Consider the following 19,141-nt stretch of genomic DNA (forward strand, 5'->3'; position numbering starts at 1 on the left):
TAGGTTGAAAAGTTTTAGCTTTGATATATCTTGCGTTTAAGTTTTCAATCGACCGATTCCCCATCTAAAATGAAACACTTTTTCTTCATTCTATTTCTGCTAATGTCTAGCCAAATCTATGCGCAGGAATCCAATCGCATGCACCGCATTGCGAAAATCAAAGTCGATGCGAAGCAACTCGACGTTTATAAATCTCTCTTAAATGAGCAGATGAATACCGCGATAAAAGTGGAACCAGGCGTTTTATCGTATACAGCGGTGGCGGATAAAAAAGACGCGACGAGCATCATTATTTTTGAAGTTTACGCGAGTGTGGAAGCCTATCAGTCTCATATTTTAACTCCCCATTTTAAGAAATACAAAGACGCGGTAAAGGACATGGTTTTGTCACTAGAACTGATCGATACGGACGTCGTTTGCCTAGCTAAGAAAGAAATTTTTTGATGAAATCATTCAAAGAATCTTTGTCGCAACCAGCACCTGATCCGCAGCTATCTATATTCTTACAAAGTCTTTGGTACGATGCTAAAGGCGATTGGGATCAAGCTCATGCCCTCATCGATCAGCTCGGTGATCGTGATTCTGCTTGGGTTCATGCCTATTTGCACCGTAAGGAAGGGGACATTTGGAATGCAGATTATTGGTATGCCCGCGCGAAAAAAACGCGGCCGAACTATTCGCTGGAGGAAGAATGGGCGAACTTAGTTGCTTATTTTATCGAGAAAGTTTGATTATCAAACAGTTGATAGTTTTATTATCAAACAATTGTTTACCTTTGATTCATCATAGTGCTAAACAATAGCGAAATGTCTGACAAACTCACTAAAAAAGATATCGGTTATAGAGTAACAGAGCTTCGGAAGCGGAAAGGCTTGTCTCAAGATGATTTAGCCAAGAAAGTACATATTTCTAGATCCTCATTGACTCAAATTGAATTAGGAAATAGGGGCGTCGATGTGTTAGAATTGCATAAACTTTCGCTTCAACTTGGCTTTTCATTGGATGAATTTTTGTCCCCTGATTTTGATTTGAATCCTGATTTTGTGGAAGAAGAAAATGCGTTTTTGGAAAAAAATGAACGCATTTCTGTACCTAAACTTCAAGTAGAAAAATTTATAAATGTTTTACTCTATTTATTAGAGCGTTGCGCAGGAAAGCCCAATGTAGGGGAAACAGTCCTGTATAAACTACTTTATTTTTCGGATTTCAATTATTACGAATTGTATGAGGAGCACTTAACAGGAGCACAATACCGTAAATTACCTTTTGGCCCTGTCCCTCAAAAACTGGATAACCTTATTCAGCAGATGATTGAAAAAAAACAGCTACAGCGCGTTAAAACCGTTTATCGAGGCTTTCCGCAAACCCGTTATTTGCCCTTAGTAAAAGCTGACTTAAAAGTATTGAAAGCAAGTGAAGCTGAAGTTGTGGATCGCGTAATCGAGCAAATGAGTGACTGGTCTGCTTCCGCTATTAGCGAGTACTCTCACAAGGATATACCTTGGTTAGCGTCGAAAGATGGAGATATAATTAATTATGAATTAGCTTTTTATCGGGAAGCTCCCTTTTCTGTTAGAAATTATGGGGAGGAGGCCGAAGCACCATGATTTTTCTAGAATTAGATGAATTCCAAAAGGAGGTAAAATTCTTACGAAAGAAATACCGATCCCTTTTAGAGGATTTAGAAGTACTTAAGCTTGTTTTAGGAGCATTGCCTAATCAGCGCCCACCTTTTAGTTTCGAAATTTCAGATTTAGGTCTTACAACTTGTATTATTAAGGTCAAAAAAATAGCGTGTAAATCGTTAAAAGGTAGAGGTGTTAATTCAGGACTTCGGTTAATTTACGCACATTTCCCACAAGAAGGGAAAATGGTCTTTGTGGAGCTTTACCACAAGAATTCAAAAGAGAATGAAGACCGGGGTCGGATTTTAGCGAATTTCAGTTAAATCGAATCCGGGTTCTATTTTATCAAAAAAATACATTAAATTGTGTCTTTAATGATTTAATCCTACGTTAACTATGAAAATGAAATCAATTGTAGCGGTATTAGCCTTAACGGCCATGTCCCTATTCTCGTTCAAAGCATCTGATAAAGAGGTGCAATCTGACAAGCGTTTTGGCGGTTTAGCCTTGTACACGGTTCGTGATGCCATGAAAGATGCACGCGCAACCTTAGAAAAAGTAGCACAAGCAGGTTATGTAAACGTAGAATCTGCGGGTTACAACAATGGTAAATTCTATAATTTATCTCCAGCGGATTTCAAATCATTGTTAGATGAGATGAAATTAACGCCGATTTCGGCACACCAAGGAACAGTAACGTTTGAAAATATTGATCAACAAATCGCTGATTTAAAAGCGGCAGGTTTCAAGTACTTTGTTGTACCAGTTCCCCCAATGGGCTTGTTTATGTATGACGCAGTAAACAAGAAACTAGCGATGAAAGGTGGCGCTAAGAATTTGGCAGAAATCTTAGACAAATTAGGTGAGAAATGTACGGCTGGTGGCTTACAGTTATTGTACCACAACCATGATTTCGAATTCATCAAAGATGCAGACGGGATTGTTCCGATCGACTATCTTTTAGAGCATTGCAATCCGAAGAATGTGAATTTCCAAATGGATTTATACTGGGTAACCAAAGCTGGAGCAGATCCAGTAGACTATTTCAAACGCTACCCAGGTCGTTTCAAAATTTGGCACGTAAAAGATATGGATGATCAAGGTCGTTTTGCGCCAGTAGGAAACGGAAAGATTGATTTCAAACGTATTCTAGACAACAAGAAATTAGCGGGTATGCAATACTATTTCGTAGAGCAAGATGCATGTTTTAATGAAACGGCATTAGAAGCAATCGTGATTAGCCACAAGGGTTTAGAGAAAATTGGATTCAAGTAATTTTTGATTTTTAGCATAGAAAGAGCCTCGCAATTGCGGGGCTTTTTTATTAATCATGCTTTCCTTGAAATAAAGACCAAATTGCCATCGCATGGCCATGGCCTAATCCAAATTCAGACATGAGCCACACTCTAACCTCCGTTGCTTTAACGGTGGCAACAAGTTTCCCGTTTTGCAGAAATCCTTTCTCTTCCGCTAAGCGCTTTAAATCGTCTGGACTTTTACCGGTTTTGGCTTGAATGTTATCGAGGTAGGCTTGGAATGACATAATGTTCGTACTTTTGGTGCGCTAAATTATTAAAAAAATGGGCCTTTTAAAAGAACTTATATCCCTTTACGATCGCGACCTGAAGACGCTTCGCCGCGAAATCGAATCTTATCGCGATGACGCGTCTGTTTGGAAAAAAGCGGAGGGGATTAATAACCCTGGAGGAAATGTATTTCTACATTTGATGGGGAATTTGAACACGTATTTCGGAGCAGTTTATGCGAATACCGCCTATGTACGAGATCGGCCGCTCGAGTTTTCTGCGACGGGAATTTCCCGGGCGAAATTACTAGCCATGTTGGATGAAATTCACCCCATTGTGTTGCAAGTTCTTCGTGACTTCCCGGCTGAAAAACTGGAGGAAATCTATCCCATTAAGATTTTCGATGAAGAGAAAACGGTCTCCTATATTTTTATCCATTTGGAGACACATTTAGCGTATCATTTAGGCCAAATTAATTACCACAGACGTATAATAACCTAAATTTGAAGAAAGTAAACGAAAAATGAGGACTTATCTTTTAGTAGTATTGTTAGGCTTCTCGCCATTCATTCAGGCACAACAGGTATTGTTAAAACAGCTGTCAGAAAACACCTTTGTTCATACTTCCTATTTGCAAACCGATGATTTTGGACATGTTGCTTGTAATGGATTAGTGATTCGAAATGGCAAGCAGGCGCTTATTTTTGATACGCCCACAGACGATAAAGGGGCTAAAGAATTGATTCGTTTAGTACAGGATTCTCTGCGTTGCAAAATCGTTGTGGTTATTCCGACCCACTTTCATACGGATTGTTTAGGTGGTCTGCAGGCTTTTCACGAGGCAGGAATTGCTTCCATCGCGAACGAATTAACACTAGAATTAGCTAAAAATAGTCAAATGACTGTGCCCGAATTCAGCTTTCATAAATCCTTTACCTTTAAAGTGGGACAGGAAAAAGTGTTGATTAAGTTTCTTGGCCAAGGTCATACTCGGGATAATGTGGTGGGCTATTTTCCTAGTGAAAAAGTGTTGTTTGGCGGCTGTTTAATAAAAGAAATAGGTGCTTCTAAGGGGTATCTAGGAGATGCAAATGTGGAAACATGGTCTAAGACTGTGAAAAAAGTGAAAAGGGCATTCCCGCATGTGAAGCACGTGGTTCCTGGACATGGCGAAGCAGGGGATTCGAGTTTGCTTGATTATACCCGGAAATTGTTTTTATCTTTGATTTAGATAAAACCAAATGCCTTATGAAAAAGTCCTTGTTTAAATCATTAGTTGCTTTAGCTCTTTTAGCTTCGATGAGTTCTTGCGCTACCGTTTTAGGTGGCAGAGTAACGGATTACCAACGAACGAGACCTGCGGTAGGTCAACCTGCCAGAGAAGTGAGAGCTGGTGCATTGATTGCGGATGTGATCCTGTTTTGGCCTGGTGCGATAATTGATTTTGCAACAGGTGCGATTTATAGACCAAGGTAAATTTTCCATGTACATCTCACTCACAGGCTTAAAACCGAAAGGCTTCTTTGCCTACTTCCGGTTTTGGTTTTTAGCCATTCCTTCCTTTCGTCAGGCTCAAATTGCGACGGGTCCTACATATGGCTTTGAATCTGACACGATTCCCAGTTGGGAGGAGGCATACGCCTTGTTAATGGAAAAAGGAAAATTTCACTAGCCCATAAGAAAGGCGTGCAATTATAGATTATTTACTAATTTGGACCAAATTGTAATAACGAATGAAAAAAGCACTTCTACTCAGTTGCGGGCTACTAGCCACTACTTTTTTAAGCCTTGGGCAAACCACTAAATCACCTGCCGCCGTGCCGCCTAAAGCAGCTGATTCTTCTGCCACTAAGAAGCCCGCATCGAAGGTAAAATCTTACGATCAGGTAATTACTAAGGACGCAAAATCCAAGAAAGGATTATTCACTACGCATCAAATAGGCGATAAATTCTATTTCGAAATCCCGAAAAAACACTTGGGGAAAGACATGTTATTAGTTAGCCAAATCGCCAAACTTCCAACGGGCATTGGCGGAGGCTATGTGAATGCCGGAACATCTTCGCACGAGCAATTGATCGTGTGGGAAAAGTTCCAAGAAAAGATCTTAATCAAAATCAAATCCTATGTGGCAGTAGCAGCAGATTCATTGCCTATTAGTTTATCCGTAAAGGCGAATAATTACGAGCCTACTTTGTACCTATTTGACATCGAAACGTATAGTAAAGATTCGAGCAATATAGTGATCGATGTGACCAAGTTTTATAGCAGTGACATTCCCGCGATGAGTGCATTAGATGCTTCATTACGCGTGACGCACGGGGTGAGAAATTTAGATGCGTCACGGAGTTTCATTCGTTCCATCAAATCATTCCCGTTGAACATCGAGGTGCTACAAGATTTCACCTATAATGCTTCGAAGCCATCCGCAACGGCCTACACCGAAACCATCAGTTTGCAGATGAATCAGTCGATGATTTTATTGCCAGAGAAGCCGATGAAACCCCGTTTATTTGATGAGCGCGTGGGTTATTTTACCCAAAAGCAATACGATTACTCTAGCGAGGAATTAAAATCAGTTCAAAAATCCTACATCCAGCGCTGGCGATTAGAGCCTAAAGACATGGCGGCTTACAAGCGTGGCGAACTGGTGGAACCTATTAAGCCTATCGTTTATTACCTGGATCCAGCGACCCCGATGAAGCTCCGCAAGCATATGAAAAAAGGAGTGGAGAATTGGCAAAAAGCCTTTGAGGTAGCCGGTTTTAAAAATGCCATTATTTGCAAAGATCCACCGACCGCAGCCGAGGACCCAGATTTTTCACCAGAAGACATTCGCTATTCGGTGATTCGTTATGTGGCTAGTACCACCCGAAATGCAACAGGACCAAGCGTCAGCGATCCGCGTTCTGGAGAGATTATTGAGAGTGACATTATTTGGTACCATAACCATTTACGTTCGTACCGTAACCGTTTCTTATTAGAAACGGGAGCGTCTAATCCGAACGCTCGTACGCTTGATACCCGCGAAGAGGATATTGGCGAAATGATGGAAATGGTGATTTCGCATGAGGTCGGTCACGCGTTGGGTTTCCCACACAACATGGGGGCGAGTAGCTCGTATGAAGTGGAGAATTACCGCAAGGCAGATTTCACGAATAAGGAGGGAATCTCAGCTAGTATCATGGATTATGCGCGCTTTAATTACATCGCGCAGCCGGGTGACCAGGGAGTTCGCTACATCCGACAAATGGGGCCTTATGATAACTATGCCGTGAATTGGGGCTATCGGGTGTTACCAGACGCGGCTCGTCCAGAAGACGAAGTACCTACGTTAGACAAGTGGATTGAGGCCAAAGCAGGGGATGCCAGATTCCGTTTTGGAAATCAAGGAACGACTTTTGATCCTAGTTCTCAAACGGAAGATATCGGAAATGATCCCATTCGTGCGAGTACGTATGGAGTGAAGAACTTGAAATATGTGGCTAAAAACCTAGCCGATTGGACGAGTAAAAAGACGAATGATTACGAGGATTTGATCGAATTAAACGATGAATTATTGAGTTCTTGGTCGCGTTATGTGGGCCACGTGACAACGATGGTGGGCGGCGTGTATGAGCAATATGCTAAACCGAATCAACAAATTTCTTCCTATAATCCAGTACCGAAAGCGAGCCAACAAGCCGCTGTTAACTGGATCATTTCGAACGTATTTACGAATGTGGATTGGTTGATTAATAGAGAAGTAGTGACGCACAACATGGCTGGTTATATCGATCGGATGAGAAGCCTTCAGGTTAGTCCGTTGAACCGCATGTTAAGTGTAGAGACTTTTGCGCGTTTGGATAATTCAAGTTTGACTACCCCAAATCATTACAAGACCATTGATCTTTTTCAAGAGGTACGCGGAGGCATTTGGACTGAATTAGCAAGCGGCAAAAACATCGATCAATACCGCCGAAATTTACAGAAGGCTTACATCGAACGCTTGAAATCGTTGATGACGGATCAGGCGCCTGTTGTTATAACGTCGCGCGAAACCTATCCAGTAGCCCAATCCGATGTACGCTCAATCGTGCGTGGAGAATTGAAGGCGCTTCAGGCGAGTATAGCAGCTTCGAAAGCGAAGTTTGCAGACAAAGAGGTGCGCTATCACTTGGATGATTGTTTGGAGCGTGTTTCGTTGATTTTAAAACCGGCTAAATAGTGTTTTCAGCATAGCTTTTAAAGTTATCTAAAATCATCTGCCAGCCGGCTTGTTGCATATCCTCCGGGTTTTGATTTTCTGGCTCAAATTGTTCAGTTACTTTCGTTCCTGCTTCGGTAGCATCGAAAGTAACTTTCATTTTACGGCCATCGCCGATAAGAATTTCGAGTGATTTTTGCTCCTCGATTCGTTGGAAAGTACCCCAAAAATCAAAGCTCATAGACCCATCTCTTGCCGCCATTTCATAGTGAAATTCTCCGCCCACTTGTAGGTCCGTTTTCGCCGATGGGCAATGCCAATCCGGCGATGCGAAGTTCCAATGTTGGACGTGTTCTGGTGTTGTCCATTTTTCCCAAACATGCGCGATGGGAGCATTAATCGTCGTCTCAATCGTAATGAAAGCCATGCAACTTACTAGTTTTGGTAAAAAAAATGAACCGCTCTCAGATCTTACGGTATGAAAACGGTTACTGTTGAGACAAATATACTTGCTTTAACTATATTTGCACAAACAAAATACAAGCACTATGATTATTGAACCTAGAATGAGAGGGTTTATCTGTTTGACATCACACCCAAAAGGTTGCGAGAAAAACGTCTTAAATCAAATTGACTATGTGAAGTCAAAGGGAGCCATCGATGGCCCTAAAAAAGTGCTTGTCATCGGAGCCTCGACGGGTTTTGGCTTAGCCTCTCGCATTACGAGTGCATTCGGATCGGATGCCGCGACGATTGGCGTTTTCTTTGAAAAAGCACCTGCAGAAGGCAAAACAGCCTCTCCAGGGTATTATAATAGCCTTGCATTCGAAGCAGCGGCAGGCAAAGCGGGCCTTTATGCGAAAAGCATTAATGGCGACGCGTTCTCTAACGAAGTAAAAGAGCAGACGATTGACTTAATCAAGGCGGATTTAGGCCAAATCGATTTAGTGATCTACAGCTTAGCTTCTCCGGTACGTCAACACCCAGTTTCAGGCGTGTTGCACCGTTCGGTTTTGAAGCCTATTGGCGATACATTCACAGATAAAACGGTTGATTTCCACACGGGGATTGTTTCAGACGTGACGATTACTCCTTGCAGCGATGAAGATATCGCGAACACGGTGGAAGTAATGGGTGGCGAAGATTGGGCGATGTGGATGGACGCTTTGTTGAATGCGGGCGTTTTAGCAGATGGCGCGATGACCGTTGCGTATTCCTACATTGGACCTAAAGTAACGGAGCCTGTTTACCGCAAAGGAACGATCGGAATGGCGAAAGACCATTTAGAGGCGACGGCGTTTAAGATTACAGATGATTTGGCCAAAATAGGAGGCAAAGCTTTCGTTTCAGTCAACAAAGCCTTAGTAACGCAAGCCAGCTCAGCGATTCCAGTCATTCCTTTGTACATCTCGTTGTTGTACAAAATAATGAAGGCAGAAGGCACGCACGAAGGTTGCATCGAGCAAATCCAACGCCTATTCAGCGCGCGTTTGTATACGAATGGATCGATTCCAGTAGATGAAAAAGGACGTATCCGCATCGACGATTGGGAAATGAATCCAGAAGTTCAAAAAGAAGTGGCCGAATTATGGAAAGGCGCTACGACAGAAAACTTGACTGCCATTGGCGATTTAGCAGGATATAAATCCGATTTCTTAAACCTATTTGGCTTCGGATTTGATGGCGTAGATTACGCTGCGGAGGCGAATGAAATGGTGGAGATTCCGGGATTGATTACGGTAGTGAAATAAACCGACTCTTTAAAAGCAAAGGTAATTGGGTCAAAGTTGTGAAAAGCTTTGGCCCAATTTTATATAAAAGTATATGAACATTTTCGAACGCATGCGTGCCGGCGGAATCATTCCGCACACGGATCCACAATGGGCGGAGGTTTGGGAGATCGTGAATCAAACGATTGTGCTTTCTGCTAAGCTGAATGCTTCTGGCAATGTGGAGGAGATTCGCGCCATTTTATCTGAAATTTTAGGCCAAAGCATCGATCCATCCACGACTGTTTTAGCGCCATTTTCTACCAACTTTGGAAAGCATACGACGATAGGTAAGAACGTGTTCATTAACCATGGCTGTTCGTTTTTGGACTTAGGCGGTATCACGATTGAAGACGATGTCTTGATAGGGCCGCAAGTGAAATTAGTGACCGAAAATCATCCGGTGGATCCGGGCAATCGCAAGAGCCTAGATTTGAAATCGATTCACATTGAAAAAAATGTGTGGCTGGGAGCAGGCGCCATTATTTTACCTGGCGTTACGGTAGGCGAAAACTCGATTGTAGCTGCGGGTGCTGTGGTGACGAAAGATGTGCCGAGTAATACGATTGTGGGTGGGGTGCCGGCGAGGTTTATTAAGAAAATAGATTAGTCCGTTATTTTACTTTAGTGCCACCAAAGTAAAATAAGAAATACGTTATTTTACTTTCTTCCAGACCACTCATCCTTTTTTGAGCCGATAACTAAGTGAGATTTTGTAGTTTTGGATTATGCTTAAATCAATCTCACTCAGCGTACTATTGCTATTCAGCTTCGTGGCCATAGGTCAAAACCGCGTACAAATTCAAGGAAAACTGGTCGATACTAGTGGAAATCCGTTGTCACAGGCGACGGTGATGTTGTTGCTGCCTAAGGATTCTTCGCTGGTTAATTTTGGTCGTGCAAATGAACAAGGGGCTTTTGTATTTAAAAATGTCAAGCGCCAGGCTTATCTTTTGAAAGCCTCTTATGTGAGTTATGTACCCTTGCAAGTGGATGTGAATCCAGCCCAGGAAGAGTCTATCAATGTAGGCGCTCTGACGATGAAACCGATTTCTAAAGAATTGTTTGAGGTAGTGGTGAGGACGGCCAAAGCGCCTCTCAGTATTCGTGGTGATACGATTGAATACAATGCAGGTTCTTTTAAAGTGCCGCCCGGGGCGACCGTGGAAGACTTATTACGGAAGCTTCCTGGGATGGAAATTGAGGCAGATGGAAGTATTCGGGCACAAGGTCAAACCGTGAAAAAAGTGACTGTCGACGGGCGTAGTTTTTTCGGTTCTGATCCGAAATTAGCGACCAAAAATATAGCCGCAGATGCGATTCAAAAAGTGCAAGTTTTCAACGGTAAAACGGAAGCGGCTAAGGTGACTGGCATCGACGATGGGAAGAAAGAGAAGACGATTAATTTAGAATTGAAGGAGAGTCATAAGAAGGGCGGTTTTGGTAAAATTACTGCTGGCATTGCGACGGAGGGGAGAAATGAGGTCAAAGGAAATTACAATAAGTTCGACGCGAAAAACCAGGTTTCGGTGATTGGTTTAGCGAATAATACGAATCAGTCTGGGATGTCGTTTGATGATTACCAAGACTTCCGCGGAAGTCAGGCATTCTCTTGGGGTGATGAGGCGGATTTCGGTTTCTCAGGCAATAATCGCTACATCACATTTGATGATGGCGATGACCAGATGGGTGTTCCGATAGGTGGCAGAAGGGATGGTTTTTCTAAAAACTATTCTGGTGGCGCAAACTACAATTACGATACGAAAAAGACCAAGTTTAGTTCGAATTATTACTTCAATCAATCTGAGCGGTTGATTGATAAAATCTCGAGTACGCAACGCTTTTTTCAGGATAAAACCCAAAACTCCGCCGACACCACTAGTCAACGTTCCTTCTCCGCGAATCACCGCATGAGCTTGCGCTACGAGAAAACGATTGATACGTTGAATACCTTGATTTTGATTGGTAATGGAAAGCTATCCTTTGGAAATGCGACGCAGAATAGCCAAATATTCCAACAATTACTCGTTCAAAATAACCTATTCCCGCGCAACACGAAACTGATGAACGGGAGTGATCAGCAATCCTTTTCGTCTCAAAATTCTGCTATCTTCCGCCATAAATTTGCGAAAAAAGGCCGTAGTTTCTCTGCCAGCGCAGGCTATAATTATGCGAATTCAGATGGGACTTCTACCCAAAAATCGCTGAATCAATTCCTCAATGCTACGACGCTGCGGGATTCAATTCAGGCCATCGATCAGTTAACAAACAACTTCTCTACAAAGACCCAGGTGAAGTCGAGTCTCTTTTTTGTGGAGCCATTATCGAAGGTATTTTATTGGGAATCGTTTTTTAACACGAGTTTCCAAAACAACCGCTTAAACCGCGATCTTTCCGATCGTAGTACGTCTGGTGCAATTGCTAGAAACGACAGTTTGAGCCGTTATTATGACAATAACTTAACCTATAATCGCTTAGGATCTAGTGTCCGTTATTCAAAAGATGGGGTGAATGTGACCGTGGGTTTAGCGGCACAACACTTTAACTTAACGGGTGATTTTAGGAGGGCTGCTGGGGCCACGAATTTGGCAACGATTGACATAAATTACCTGGCATGGATTCCTAAAATTGGGATTGATTTAGAATTAAAGAATAACCGATATCTCTTCTTTTCCTATGATAAAAGTGCACAAGAACCCTCTATTCGAGACTTGCAACCTATTGTCGACAATAGTAATCCTTTGTTCTTGCGTGTAGGAAATCCGAATTTATTGCCAAGCGTGAATCATTCCCTGAGTACTGGATTTAATCTATTTGACGCAGCGAATTTTATGAACTTCTATTCGAATCTTTCTTACAATTACAACGTAAATCAGGTGGTCTACAATCAAAGCATTAACGCGAACGGAGTTGTGCTGACTAAGCCGATGAATATCTCCGGGGGCGAAAGTTATGTGGGCTATTTTGGATTTGGGTTTCCGTTGAAAAAAACGGTGAGTACTTTGAACATTAATGCGGATTTTAATTCGGCGAAAAACCCGCTCTTTTTGAACGATGTATTATCAAATACCAATACGAATTCCGGGAATATATCTTCGCGTCTTTCCTTTACTCCGAGCGATCGTATTACCCTTTATGTAAATGCGCAATTTGGTTTAATTCATTCGACCTATGATAAGTCAGCTTTACCTGAGCAGACGATTTACAATAATCAATATGGGTCTGAATTGAACTTTAATTTTGGAAAGAACACGTTCTTGTCCTATAATTTAGACTACAAAGTGTACGAGAATAAGACGCGCGGATTGTATCAAGAGACGCCTATTTTAAATGTTTCTGTGTTTAAATATGTGGGGAAAGCCCAAAAATCAGAGATTCGTCTGACCGTATATGATGTGTTTAAAAAGAATTTAGGAGTGAATCAAAACGCCTTTCAAAACTTCGTAAGTTTCGAAAAGACTCAAACTCTTTCTCAATACGTGATGTTAAGCTATACCTACAACATGCGCGGATTGAGCTCACCCATTCGCAAAAATTAAGCCATGAGAAAAATTGCTCTTTTATTGTTAATACTCTCTTTTTCCGCCTTCTGTCAAGAGGTGAAAACGGAAGGAATTGTTCAGTATGAACGAACCACTTTTTGGGCAAATATTATGTCCCGATTGACCTATTTAAGTGCGGAGGAAAGAGATCGCATTAAACTGACATGGGGTAGTTCAGACGAAGGCTGGAAGCAAAAAATGACTTTGGCATTTACGGAAAACCAAAGCTTGTACCAGCAAGGTGAGGACAACGCAGAGCAAGGTTGGTCTGGCAGAAAAGAAACCTTTTTCCTAACGAAAAATTTTGCCGCTGAGCATTCAACGGATTACATCGATTTACTGGGTAAGTCTTATATAGTGGATGATTCGTTGCACGCACCCACCTGGAAAATCCTGAATCAAATCAAGGAGGTGGCCGGTTATATTTGCATGAAAGCAGTTACGGTAGATACGGTGAAAAACCAAACGATCACCGCTTGGTTTGCGCAAGATATTCCTGTTCAAGCGGGCCCTGAACGCTTTTTTGGACTACCCGGTTTAATTTTAGAATTGGATGTCAATGACGGCGATGTAACGATAATTGCCAGTAAAGTCGAGTTTAAAAAACTGACGAATGAATTCAATTTGAAGAAAATGAAAGGCAAGAAAATCTCCGATGCGGAGTACAACAAAATCATTGCTGACTTCATCAAAGAATCCATTAAAGGCTTTCGAAATCCGTATTGGGGTCTTCGGTATTAATTCAACAACCTAAACTCATTAGGCGTCTGTCCCACACGTTGCTTGAATAAGCGCGTGAAATGTTGTGGGTATTTGAAGCCCATTTCAAATGCAATTTCATTGATCGTTTTATCCGATTCGAATACGCGGTTTTTCGCCACGTCGATGGTCTTGTTTTGGATGTAATCCTTCGCCGTTAAACCGGTTTCTTTTTTGATTAAATCCCCAAAATAATTGGCCGATAAATGCAGCTCATTCGCGAAATAACTAACGGATGGAATGCCGTAAACTTGCGCCTGATCGGATTCAAAATAGTTGTTCAATAAGGTTTCAAAGCGTTCTAAAATGTCCTTGTTCACATGTTCCCGCGTGATGAATTGACGGTCGTAGAACCTTTGGCAATAACCCAAAAACAATTCGATGGTAGAAACAATTAATTTCTTGCTATGCTTGTCAATGGGTTGTTTAAGTTCATAAGCGATTTTAGCGAAAGAATCGACCATCATTTGGCGCTCATCGTCTGATAAGTGTAATGCCTCGTGAGTTTCGTAATGGAAGAATTTGAATTGTGAAATACTTTTGGCCAGGCTAGTTCCGATTAATAAGTCAGGATGAAAAACTAAACCGAAGCCCATTGGTTGATAAGGAATTTTCGTATTCTCGATTTCCACGACTTGGCCAGGTGCAAAAAAGACTAATGTTCCCGCTTGGTAGTCATAGGTATGTTTACCATAACGTAGATCACCACAATTTACATCCTTTAGTAAGATGCTATAAAGGCCATATTGAAGTCTAATAGTATCAGCATCGCCCCAATTACGCAGGTCTGCTTTGGAAAAATCAACAACAGACACTAACGGATGTAACGTTTTATGATTATTATCTGCATTGTATTTATCAATACTATTGACTGGGTAGTTCAGTTCCATGGGCCGTAAGATTTGAAAACGAATTTACCACTTATCGAATAGATGCAAATGGCCTAAATTCTAAATAAGTAAAAATGGTAGAAAATCCCGGAATTTATCTACTTGGTTGTGCGAAGGAAGTTTGAAATTTGTAGCTTAAACAATAAATCTATGAAATCAATCGCATTATTCTTGAGCTTTATGCTCTTGACATTCAACAGCGCTTTCGCACAAACGAATTCAGAAGAAACGATCAAGCAATTATCGAAAGATAAGTGGCAGTGGATGGCCAACAAAGATGTCGATAAATTAGCCACATTGTTTGATGAAAAGTGCGAGTTTGTTCACATGGGAGGAACCTGGGGGAAAGCGCGTGAAGTGGATATCATCAAAGCCGGGTTTATTTGGTATAAACAAGCGGAAGTGTATTCTACCAATGTAAAATTCTATGGCAATACGGCCATTTTATTGAGCGATATCGATTTAGTTGCACAAGTAGGGGGAAACGTTGTGACGAATCCATTTATGGTAACTGAAGTATATGTATTGGAAAATAATATATGGAAAATGGCTCAATTAACATTCTCTCATTTATCTCGACCAGTTAAATTAAAACAATAAAACACATGAAAAAGCTAGTATTCTTATTGAGCATCTTGCTCGTTTCTATTTCATCTTCCTTTGCACAGACCGCTGCAGAAAAAGAATTGATCCAATTGTCGATGGACAAGTGGCAATGGATGTCGGATAAAGACGTGGACAAACTAGACAAATTATTCGACCCCAAAGCCAAATTCGTTCACATGAGCGGAACGTGGAAGAAAGATGAAGAATTGGATATCATCAAAACGGGAAGCATTTGGTATAAAAAAGCGACAGTGAAAGATACCGCGGTGGAGATCGTAGGTAATACAGCCATCGTTTGGAATCGCATTACATTAGATGCTATCGTGCGGGAACATGTGGCGGTAACGGAGTTTACGGTGACGGAAGTCTACCAAAAACAAGGGAACGATTGGAAGATGCTCGCAATGACATTTAGTAGCGTGCGTGATACGCACCAAATAAAACATTAAATTTGAATATATTTGCTTCGATTCTCCTAAATCACTTCGACTATGATCAAGAAATATTCCGTTAAGGTTAACAAGAATGTCCACCAGGTAGAGGCGGACGAAAACATGCCCCTTTTGTGGGTGCTTCGTGACATTCTGGGAATGGAAGGAACGAAATATGGTTGTGGCGTGGGCTCTTGCGGAGCTTGCACGGTGCATTTAAATGGTAGTGCGGTTCGATCTTGTCAATTGCCTATTTCGGCTTTGGCAGGAACAGAAATCACCACCATCGAAGGCTTATCAGCGAAGGGCGATCACCCGGTACAGAAAGCGTGGGTGGATGTGGACGTCGCACAATGCGGGTATTGTCAGTCTGGCCAAATCATGAGCGCCGCCGCTCTCTTGAAAAACAACCCGAATCCAACGGAAGAAGATATTGAGAATTTCATGACCGGCAACATTTGCCGTTGCGGAACCTATACGCGTATCAAAAAAGCCATTCAATTAGCCGCTACGAAATAAGATGAAAAAGACAGACTCAAATCTCAGCAGACGTTCGTTTTTGAAAGTATCATCGCTATCCGGAGGAGGCATGATGCTAGGTATTTCATGGTTCGCAAGTGCGAAGCCGTTGGAATCCTTAGGCGAATTGAACATCGAGCCCGTATGGCAAGAGGTGACTAGTTTCATCAAAATTGCGTCGGATAATTCGATCAAAATATTTTCTCCTAATCCAGAGTTTGGCCAAAACGTAATGACCTCCTTACCGATGTTAATCGCGGAGGAATTAGATGTGGATTGGAAGCAAGTGGAGGTGGAACAAGGAAATTATGACCCCAAAGCCTTTCCGCGTCAGTTTACCGGAGGCAGCCAAGGTATTCGCATGGCTTGGAAGCAATTGCGGACGGTAGGTTCAGCAGCGCGTCAGATGATTTTGACGGCGGCAAGCCAGGCCTGGAATTTGCCAATAACAGAATTGACCACCGCTAACGGAATGGTCACACATGCGTTCAGTGGCAAGTCAGAAACCTACGGATCTTTTGCCGCTGCGGCTGCGAAATTGCCGGTGCCTAAGGATATCGTTTTAAAAGGAAATCAATCGTTCCGCTTAATTGGTACTCCACAGAAGAATGTAGTAGCCCCTAAAATCGTACAAGGAAAACCTTTATTTGGGATGGACTACCGTGAAGCAGGAATGTTGTATGCGATGACGGAACGACCACCGGCTTTCGGGATGCAATTGAAATCCTTTGATGCGACTGCGGCGAAAAAGATGCCAGGTATCGTGGATATTTTCCCGATCAAAGTATATAATGATGACCATAAATTTGCGGGATTTGATACACGTGCTTTTAATGAAGTAATTGCTATTGTGGGTAAGTCTACCTGGGATGTGATGAATGCGCGCAAGAAGCTGAAAGCGGTTTGGGAAGTGGCGCCTGAGAAAAAGGAGATGGGGCAAAATGGCCAAGAAAGAACAATTCCATCCGGCTTAGAAAGCACGAAAAAGCATCATGCCCAAATGCTCGAAATGGATAAAAAACCAGGCAAAATTGAGCGGAGAGACGGTGATCCAGAAAAAGCTTTTGCGGAGGCGAAACACGTCATTGAAAGAACATTTACGGCACCGTTTTTGGCACATAATATTATGGAACCGACGAACACCTTTGCGCATTTTGTAGGCGACAAAGTGCGATTCGTTGCCCCTATCCAAATACCAGATTTTATGGTTCCATCGATGGTGGCACGTTTAGGCATTCCGAAGGAAAATATTTCAATTGAATTAGCTCGCATGGGTGGCGGTTTCGGTCGCCGTGCCTACGGTCACTATATGATTGAGGCGGCTTTGATTTCGAAGCAAGCTAACGCCCCTATTAAACTCATTTATACGCGTGAAGACGATGTGAGCGGTGGTACTTACCGACCGATGTATCAATTGACGTATCGCGCCGCATTCGATGAGAATAAGAAGATGATTGCTTTTCATGCCAAAGGTGGAGGCGTACCAGAATCTCCATTGCATGCGAATCGTTTTCCAGCCGGAGCAATTGACAACTACTTAGCCGAAAGCTGGGTGATTCCATCTAACATCACTATTGCTGCTTTCCGAGCACCGCGTTCAAATTTTAATGCAGCTGCGGAACAGTCATTCTTAGATGAGATTTCAGAATACATGGGCAAGGATCCGATTGCGTTCCGTTTGGAATTATTGCAGCGGGCTAAAGATAACCCAGTAGGAAAAACCAACGATTACGACGCGAGCCGCTACATGGGCGTGCTGGAATTAGTGCGGGATAAATCGGGCTGGGGAAAACCGGAGAACGCGGGTAAAAAACGTGGCGTTTCGGCGTATTTCTGCCACAATTCCTATGCGGCACAGGTCATCGATTTACAGGTGAAAGGCGATCAAGTGACGGTTGATCAAGTAACGACAGCCTTGGATTGCGGCGTGGTCGTGAATCCGGAAGGAGCGAAAAACATGGCCGAAGGTGCGGCAATCGACGGGATTGGAAATGCTTTGTTTGGCCAGTTAACTTTAACGGACGGTCGCACGGATCAACGCAATTTTGATACCTACCGCATGATTCGTCACAATGAGGCACCGAAGAAAATCGATGTGCATTTTGTGAAGAATGAAATCGATCCGACTGGATTAGGCGAGCCGCCGTTCCCTCCGATTTTTGGGGCGGTGGCGAATGCGTTATACAAGGCGACAGGGAAACGTTTTTACCAACAGCCTTTTCAGCCACAGTTGAAGGCGTAAATTAATTCAGTTTAATGCTAGATACTAGTTCTTTATGGCAGCAGAAACTTTTGAGTGTACAAGCCAGTAATTAACGTGGGTAGATGTTACTGGTCCCACTTCGGATGAGTTAACGGAACTTAGCAAAACCTATGGATTGAACCAACATGCCTTATCGGCCTGTCTTCAATCTGATCATCTTCCTAAACATGAAGATATTGAGGGGACGCATTTTATTGTCACTCGGGTTCTCATCCCTATTCGGGCGGGGCAATCGGTTTCTATTCAGTCTATCTCCACTAAAATTGCCTTTTTTTACCGGCCTGGATTGTTGGTAACCATTCACCGTATTCCACATGACTTTATAAATGATGTACGGACGCGCTTTTTTGATACCGGACAATTGCATGTAGTGGAGGCTATCGTGGCTAAAATGCTTTGGCATATTTTGCATTCCTACGAAACACCAGCGGTGCGCTTATCGAATGAACTGGATGATTTTGAGAATAAGGTATTTTCGCAGAATTTAACACCCCAAATGCTTTCCGAATTATACCAAATCAAACGTAAATCGCTGATGAGTAAAAAGTTATTGTTGTTTAGTCAGGAGGCGGTTAGTTCCATTAAGTTACCCGACGTAGAAAGTGACGTCTTACAAGATACCCGCGATTTGCATTTGAAATTGATGAACATATATGACCAGATTCACGAAGACGTGTCCAATTTGGTCAATTTTTATTTATCGATTTCTGCGCAAAAGACCAATGAAGTGATTAAAGTCTTGACGATATTCTCTGTATTTTTTATGCCTTTAACATTTGTGGCAGGGATTTATGGAATGAATTTCGACTATATGCCTGAATTGAGAGAACGCTGGGGATATCCGGCGTTGCTTGGGTTTATGTGCTTACTGAGCGGCTCGATTTATGTGTGGTTTAGGAGGAAGAAGTGGTTATAAATTCTGTTTATGTTTTTTATAAAATACTTTAAATTTTATTATTCATTAAGCCTGTATAGTTTTGCATGCAAACGACTCTGACTCAATTAAATAAATCAATCAATTGTGTTA

20 protein-coding genes and 1 pseudogene are annotated in these 19,141 nt (G+C 42.2%); 18 read left to right on the plus strand and 3 right to left on the minus strand.

The annotated features are described in order from the left end of the window. Positions 1-102 precede the first annotated feature (102 nt). The 4 genes from SKC35_RS07180 (at position 103) to SKC35_RS07195 (ending at position 2,900) form a co-directional block, all read left to right on the plus strand. Positions 103-444: a putative quinol monooxygenase gene (locus SKC35_RS07180; RefSeq protein WP_377978707.1), complete on the plus strand. Its 342-nt coding sequence runs from the start codon at positions 103-105 to the stop codon at positions 442-444. Further along, positions 444-731, plus strand: a complete 288-nt coding sequence (locus tag SKC35_RS07185) for a hypothetical protein (protein ID WP_377978708.1) — start codon at positions 444-446, stop codon at positions 729-731. Before SKC35_RS07180 ends, SKC35_RS07185 begins: the two co-directional genes overlap by 1 nt. 75 nt (positions 732-806) lie before the next feature. Next, positions 807-1,607, plus strand: coding sequence for a type II toxin-antitoxin system antitoxin SocA domain-containing protein (locus tag SKC35_RS07190; protein WP_377978709.1), 801 nt, complete (start codon positions 807-809; stop codon positions 1,605-1,607). Positions 1,608-2,027: 420 nt separating this feature from the next. Continuing rightward, positions 2,028-2,900, plus strand: a complete 873-nt coding sequence (locus tag SKC35_RS07195; protein ID WP_377978710.1) for a sugar phosphate isomerase/epimerase family protein — start codon at positions 2,028-2,030, stop codon at positions 2,898-2,900. Between the two features lie 49 nt (positions 2,901-2,949). Here SKC35_RS07195 and SKC35_RS07200 read toward each other — a convergent pair whose 3' ends face one another. Beyond that, positions 2,950-3,168 carry a DUF4287 domain-containing protein gene (locus SKC35_RS07200; protein ID WP_377978711.1) on the minus strand — a complete coding sequence of 73 codons (219 nt, stop codon included), beginning with the start codon at positions 3,166-3,168 and terminating at the stop codon, positions 2,950-2,952. 37 nt (positions 3,169-3,205) lie between these two features. On the opposite strand from SKC35_RS07200, the gene SKC35_RS07205 reads away from it, so the two are divergent. The 5 genes from SKC35_RS07205 (at position 3,206) to SKC35_RS07225 (ending at position 7,356) form a co-directional block, all read left to right on the plus strand. Continuing rightward, entirely contained in the window at positions 3,206-3,652 is a 447-nt protein-coding gene (locus SKC35_RS07205) for a DinB family protein (RefSeq protein WP_377978712.1), read from the plus strand. 22 nt (positions 3,653-3,674) lie between these two features. Beyond that, positions 3,675-4,382, plus strand: coding sequence for a subclass B1 metallo-beta-lactamase (gene bla / locus SKC35_RS07210; RefSeq protein WP_377978713.1), 708 nt, complete (start codon positions 3,675-3,677; stop codon positions 4,380-4,382). Positions 4,383-4,399: 17 nt separating this feature from the next. Beyond that, positions 4,400-4,627 (plus strand): hypothetical protein, encoded by a 228-nt coding sequence (locus SKC35_RS07215; protein WP_377978714.1) that lies wholly within the window; start codon positions 4,400-4,402, stop codon positions 4,625-4,627. 7 nt (positions 4,628-4,634) lie between these two features. Beyond that, positions 4,635-4,823: a hypothetical protein gene (locus SKC35_RS07220; protein ID WP_377978715.1), complete on the plus strand. Its 189-nt coding sequence runs from the start codon at positions 4,635-4,637 to the stop codon at positions 4,821-4,823. Positions 4,824-4,884: 61 nt separating this feature from the next. Further along, positions 4,885-7,356 (plus strand): zinc-dependent metalloprotease, encoded by a 2,472-nt coding sequence (locus SKC35_RS07225; protein WP_377978716.1) that lies wholly within the window; start codon positions 4,885-4,887, stop codon positions 7,354-7,356. Here the strand turns inward: SKC35_RS07225 and SKC35_RS07230 are convergent. Further along, positions 7,349-7,762 carry an SRPBCC domain-containing protein gene (locus SKC35_RS07230; protein ID WP_377978717.1) on the minus strand — a complete coding sequence of 138 codons (414 nt, stop codon included), beginning with the start codon at positions 7,760-7,762 and terminating at the stop codon, positions 7,349-7,351. The genes SKC35_RS07225 and SKC35_RS07230 overlap by 8 nt on opposite strands. A gap of 121 nt (positions 7,763-7,883) precedes the next feature. Between SKC35_RS07230 and fabV the strand changes: the two genes are divergently transcribed. From fabV to SKC35_RS07250, 4 genes are all read left to right on the plus strand, one after another. Then, entirely contained in the window at positions 7,884-9,086 is a 1,203-nt protein-coding gene (fabV, locus tag SKC35_RS07235; RefSeq protein ID WP_377978718.1) for an enoyl-ACP reductase FabV, read from the plus strand. 73 nt (positions 9,087-9,159) lie between these two features. After that, positions 9,160-9,714: a sugar O-acetyltransferase gene (locus SKC35_RS07240; protein ID WP_377978719.1), complete on the plus strand. Its 555-nt coding sequence runs from the start codon at positions 9,160-9,162 to the stop codon at positions 9,712-9,714. A 118-nt stretch (positions 9,715-9,832) separates the two neighbouring features. Then, on the plus strand, positions 9,833-12,643 hold the full coding sequence (locus tag SKC35_RS07245; RefSeq protein ID WP_377978720.1) for an outer membrane beta-barrel protein: 2,811 nt from the start codon (positions 9,833-9,835) through the stop codon (positions 12,641-12,643). Between the two features lie 3 nt (positions 12,644-12,646). After that, a complete protein-coding gene (locus tag SKC35_RS07250) occupies positions 12,647-13,387 on the plus strand; it encodes a GLPGLI family protein (protein WP_377978721.1) in 741 nt (246 codons plus the stop codon). Here the strand turns inward: SKC35_RS07250 and SKC35_RS07255 are convergent. Continuing rightward, on the minus strand, positions 13,384-14,295 hold the full coding sequence (locus SKC35_RS07255; RefSeq protein WP_377978722.1) for a helix-turn-helix domain-containing protein: 912 nt from the start codon (positions 14,293-14,295) through the stop codon (positions 13,384-13,386). The genes SKC35_RS07250 and SKC35_RS07255 overlap by 4 nt on opposite strands. Before the next feature lie 150 nt (positions 14,296-14,445). Here SKC35_RS07255 and SKC35_RS07260 point away from each other — a divergent pair, with 150 nt between their 5' ends. The 5 genes and pseudogenes from SKC35_RS07260 to SKC35_RS07280 form a co-directional block, all read left to right on the plus strand. Beyond that, a complete protein-coding gene (locus SKC35_RS07260; RefSeq protein WP_377978723.1) occupies positions 14,446-14,895 on the plus strand; it encodes a nuclear transport factor 2 family protein in 450 nt (149 codons plus the stop codon). A 5-nt stretch (positions 14,896-14,900) separates the two neighbouring features. Beyond that, positions 14,901-15,350, plus strand: coding sequence for a nuclear transport factor 2 family protein (locus tag SKC35_RS07265; protein WP_377978724.1), 450 nt, complete (start codon positions 14,901-14,903; stop codon positions 15,348-15,350). 45 nt (positions 15,351-15,395) lie between these two features. Then, entirely contained in the window at positions 15,396-15,851 is a 456-nt protein-coding gene (locus SKC35_RS07270) for a (2Fe-2S)-binding protein (RefSeq protein WP_377978943.1), read from the plus strand. A gap of 1 nt (position 15,852) precedes the next feature. Beyond that, positions 15,853-18,093 (plus strand): xanthine dehydrogenase family protein molybdopterin-binding subunit, encoded by a 2,241-nt coding sequence (locus SKC35_RS07275; RefSeq protein WP_377978725.1) that lies wholly within the window; start codon positions 15,853-15,855, stop codon positions 18,091-18,093. Positions 18,094-18,178: 85 nt separating this feature from the next. Beyond that, positions 18,179-19,030 (plus strand): annotated as a pseudogene (locus SKC35_RS07280) (CorA family divalent cation transporter); the annotation flags it as partial. Positions 19,031-19,141: the final 111 nt, after the last annotated feature.

It is taken from the genome of Aquirufa originis (assembly GCF_042714495.1).
Classification (GTDB): Bacteria; Bacteroidota; Bacteroidia; order Cytophagales; family Spirosomataceae; genus Aquirufa; species Aquirufa originis.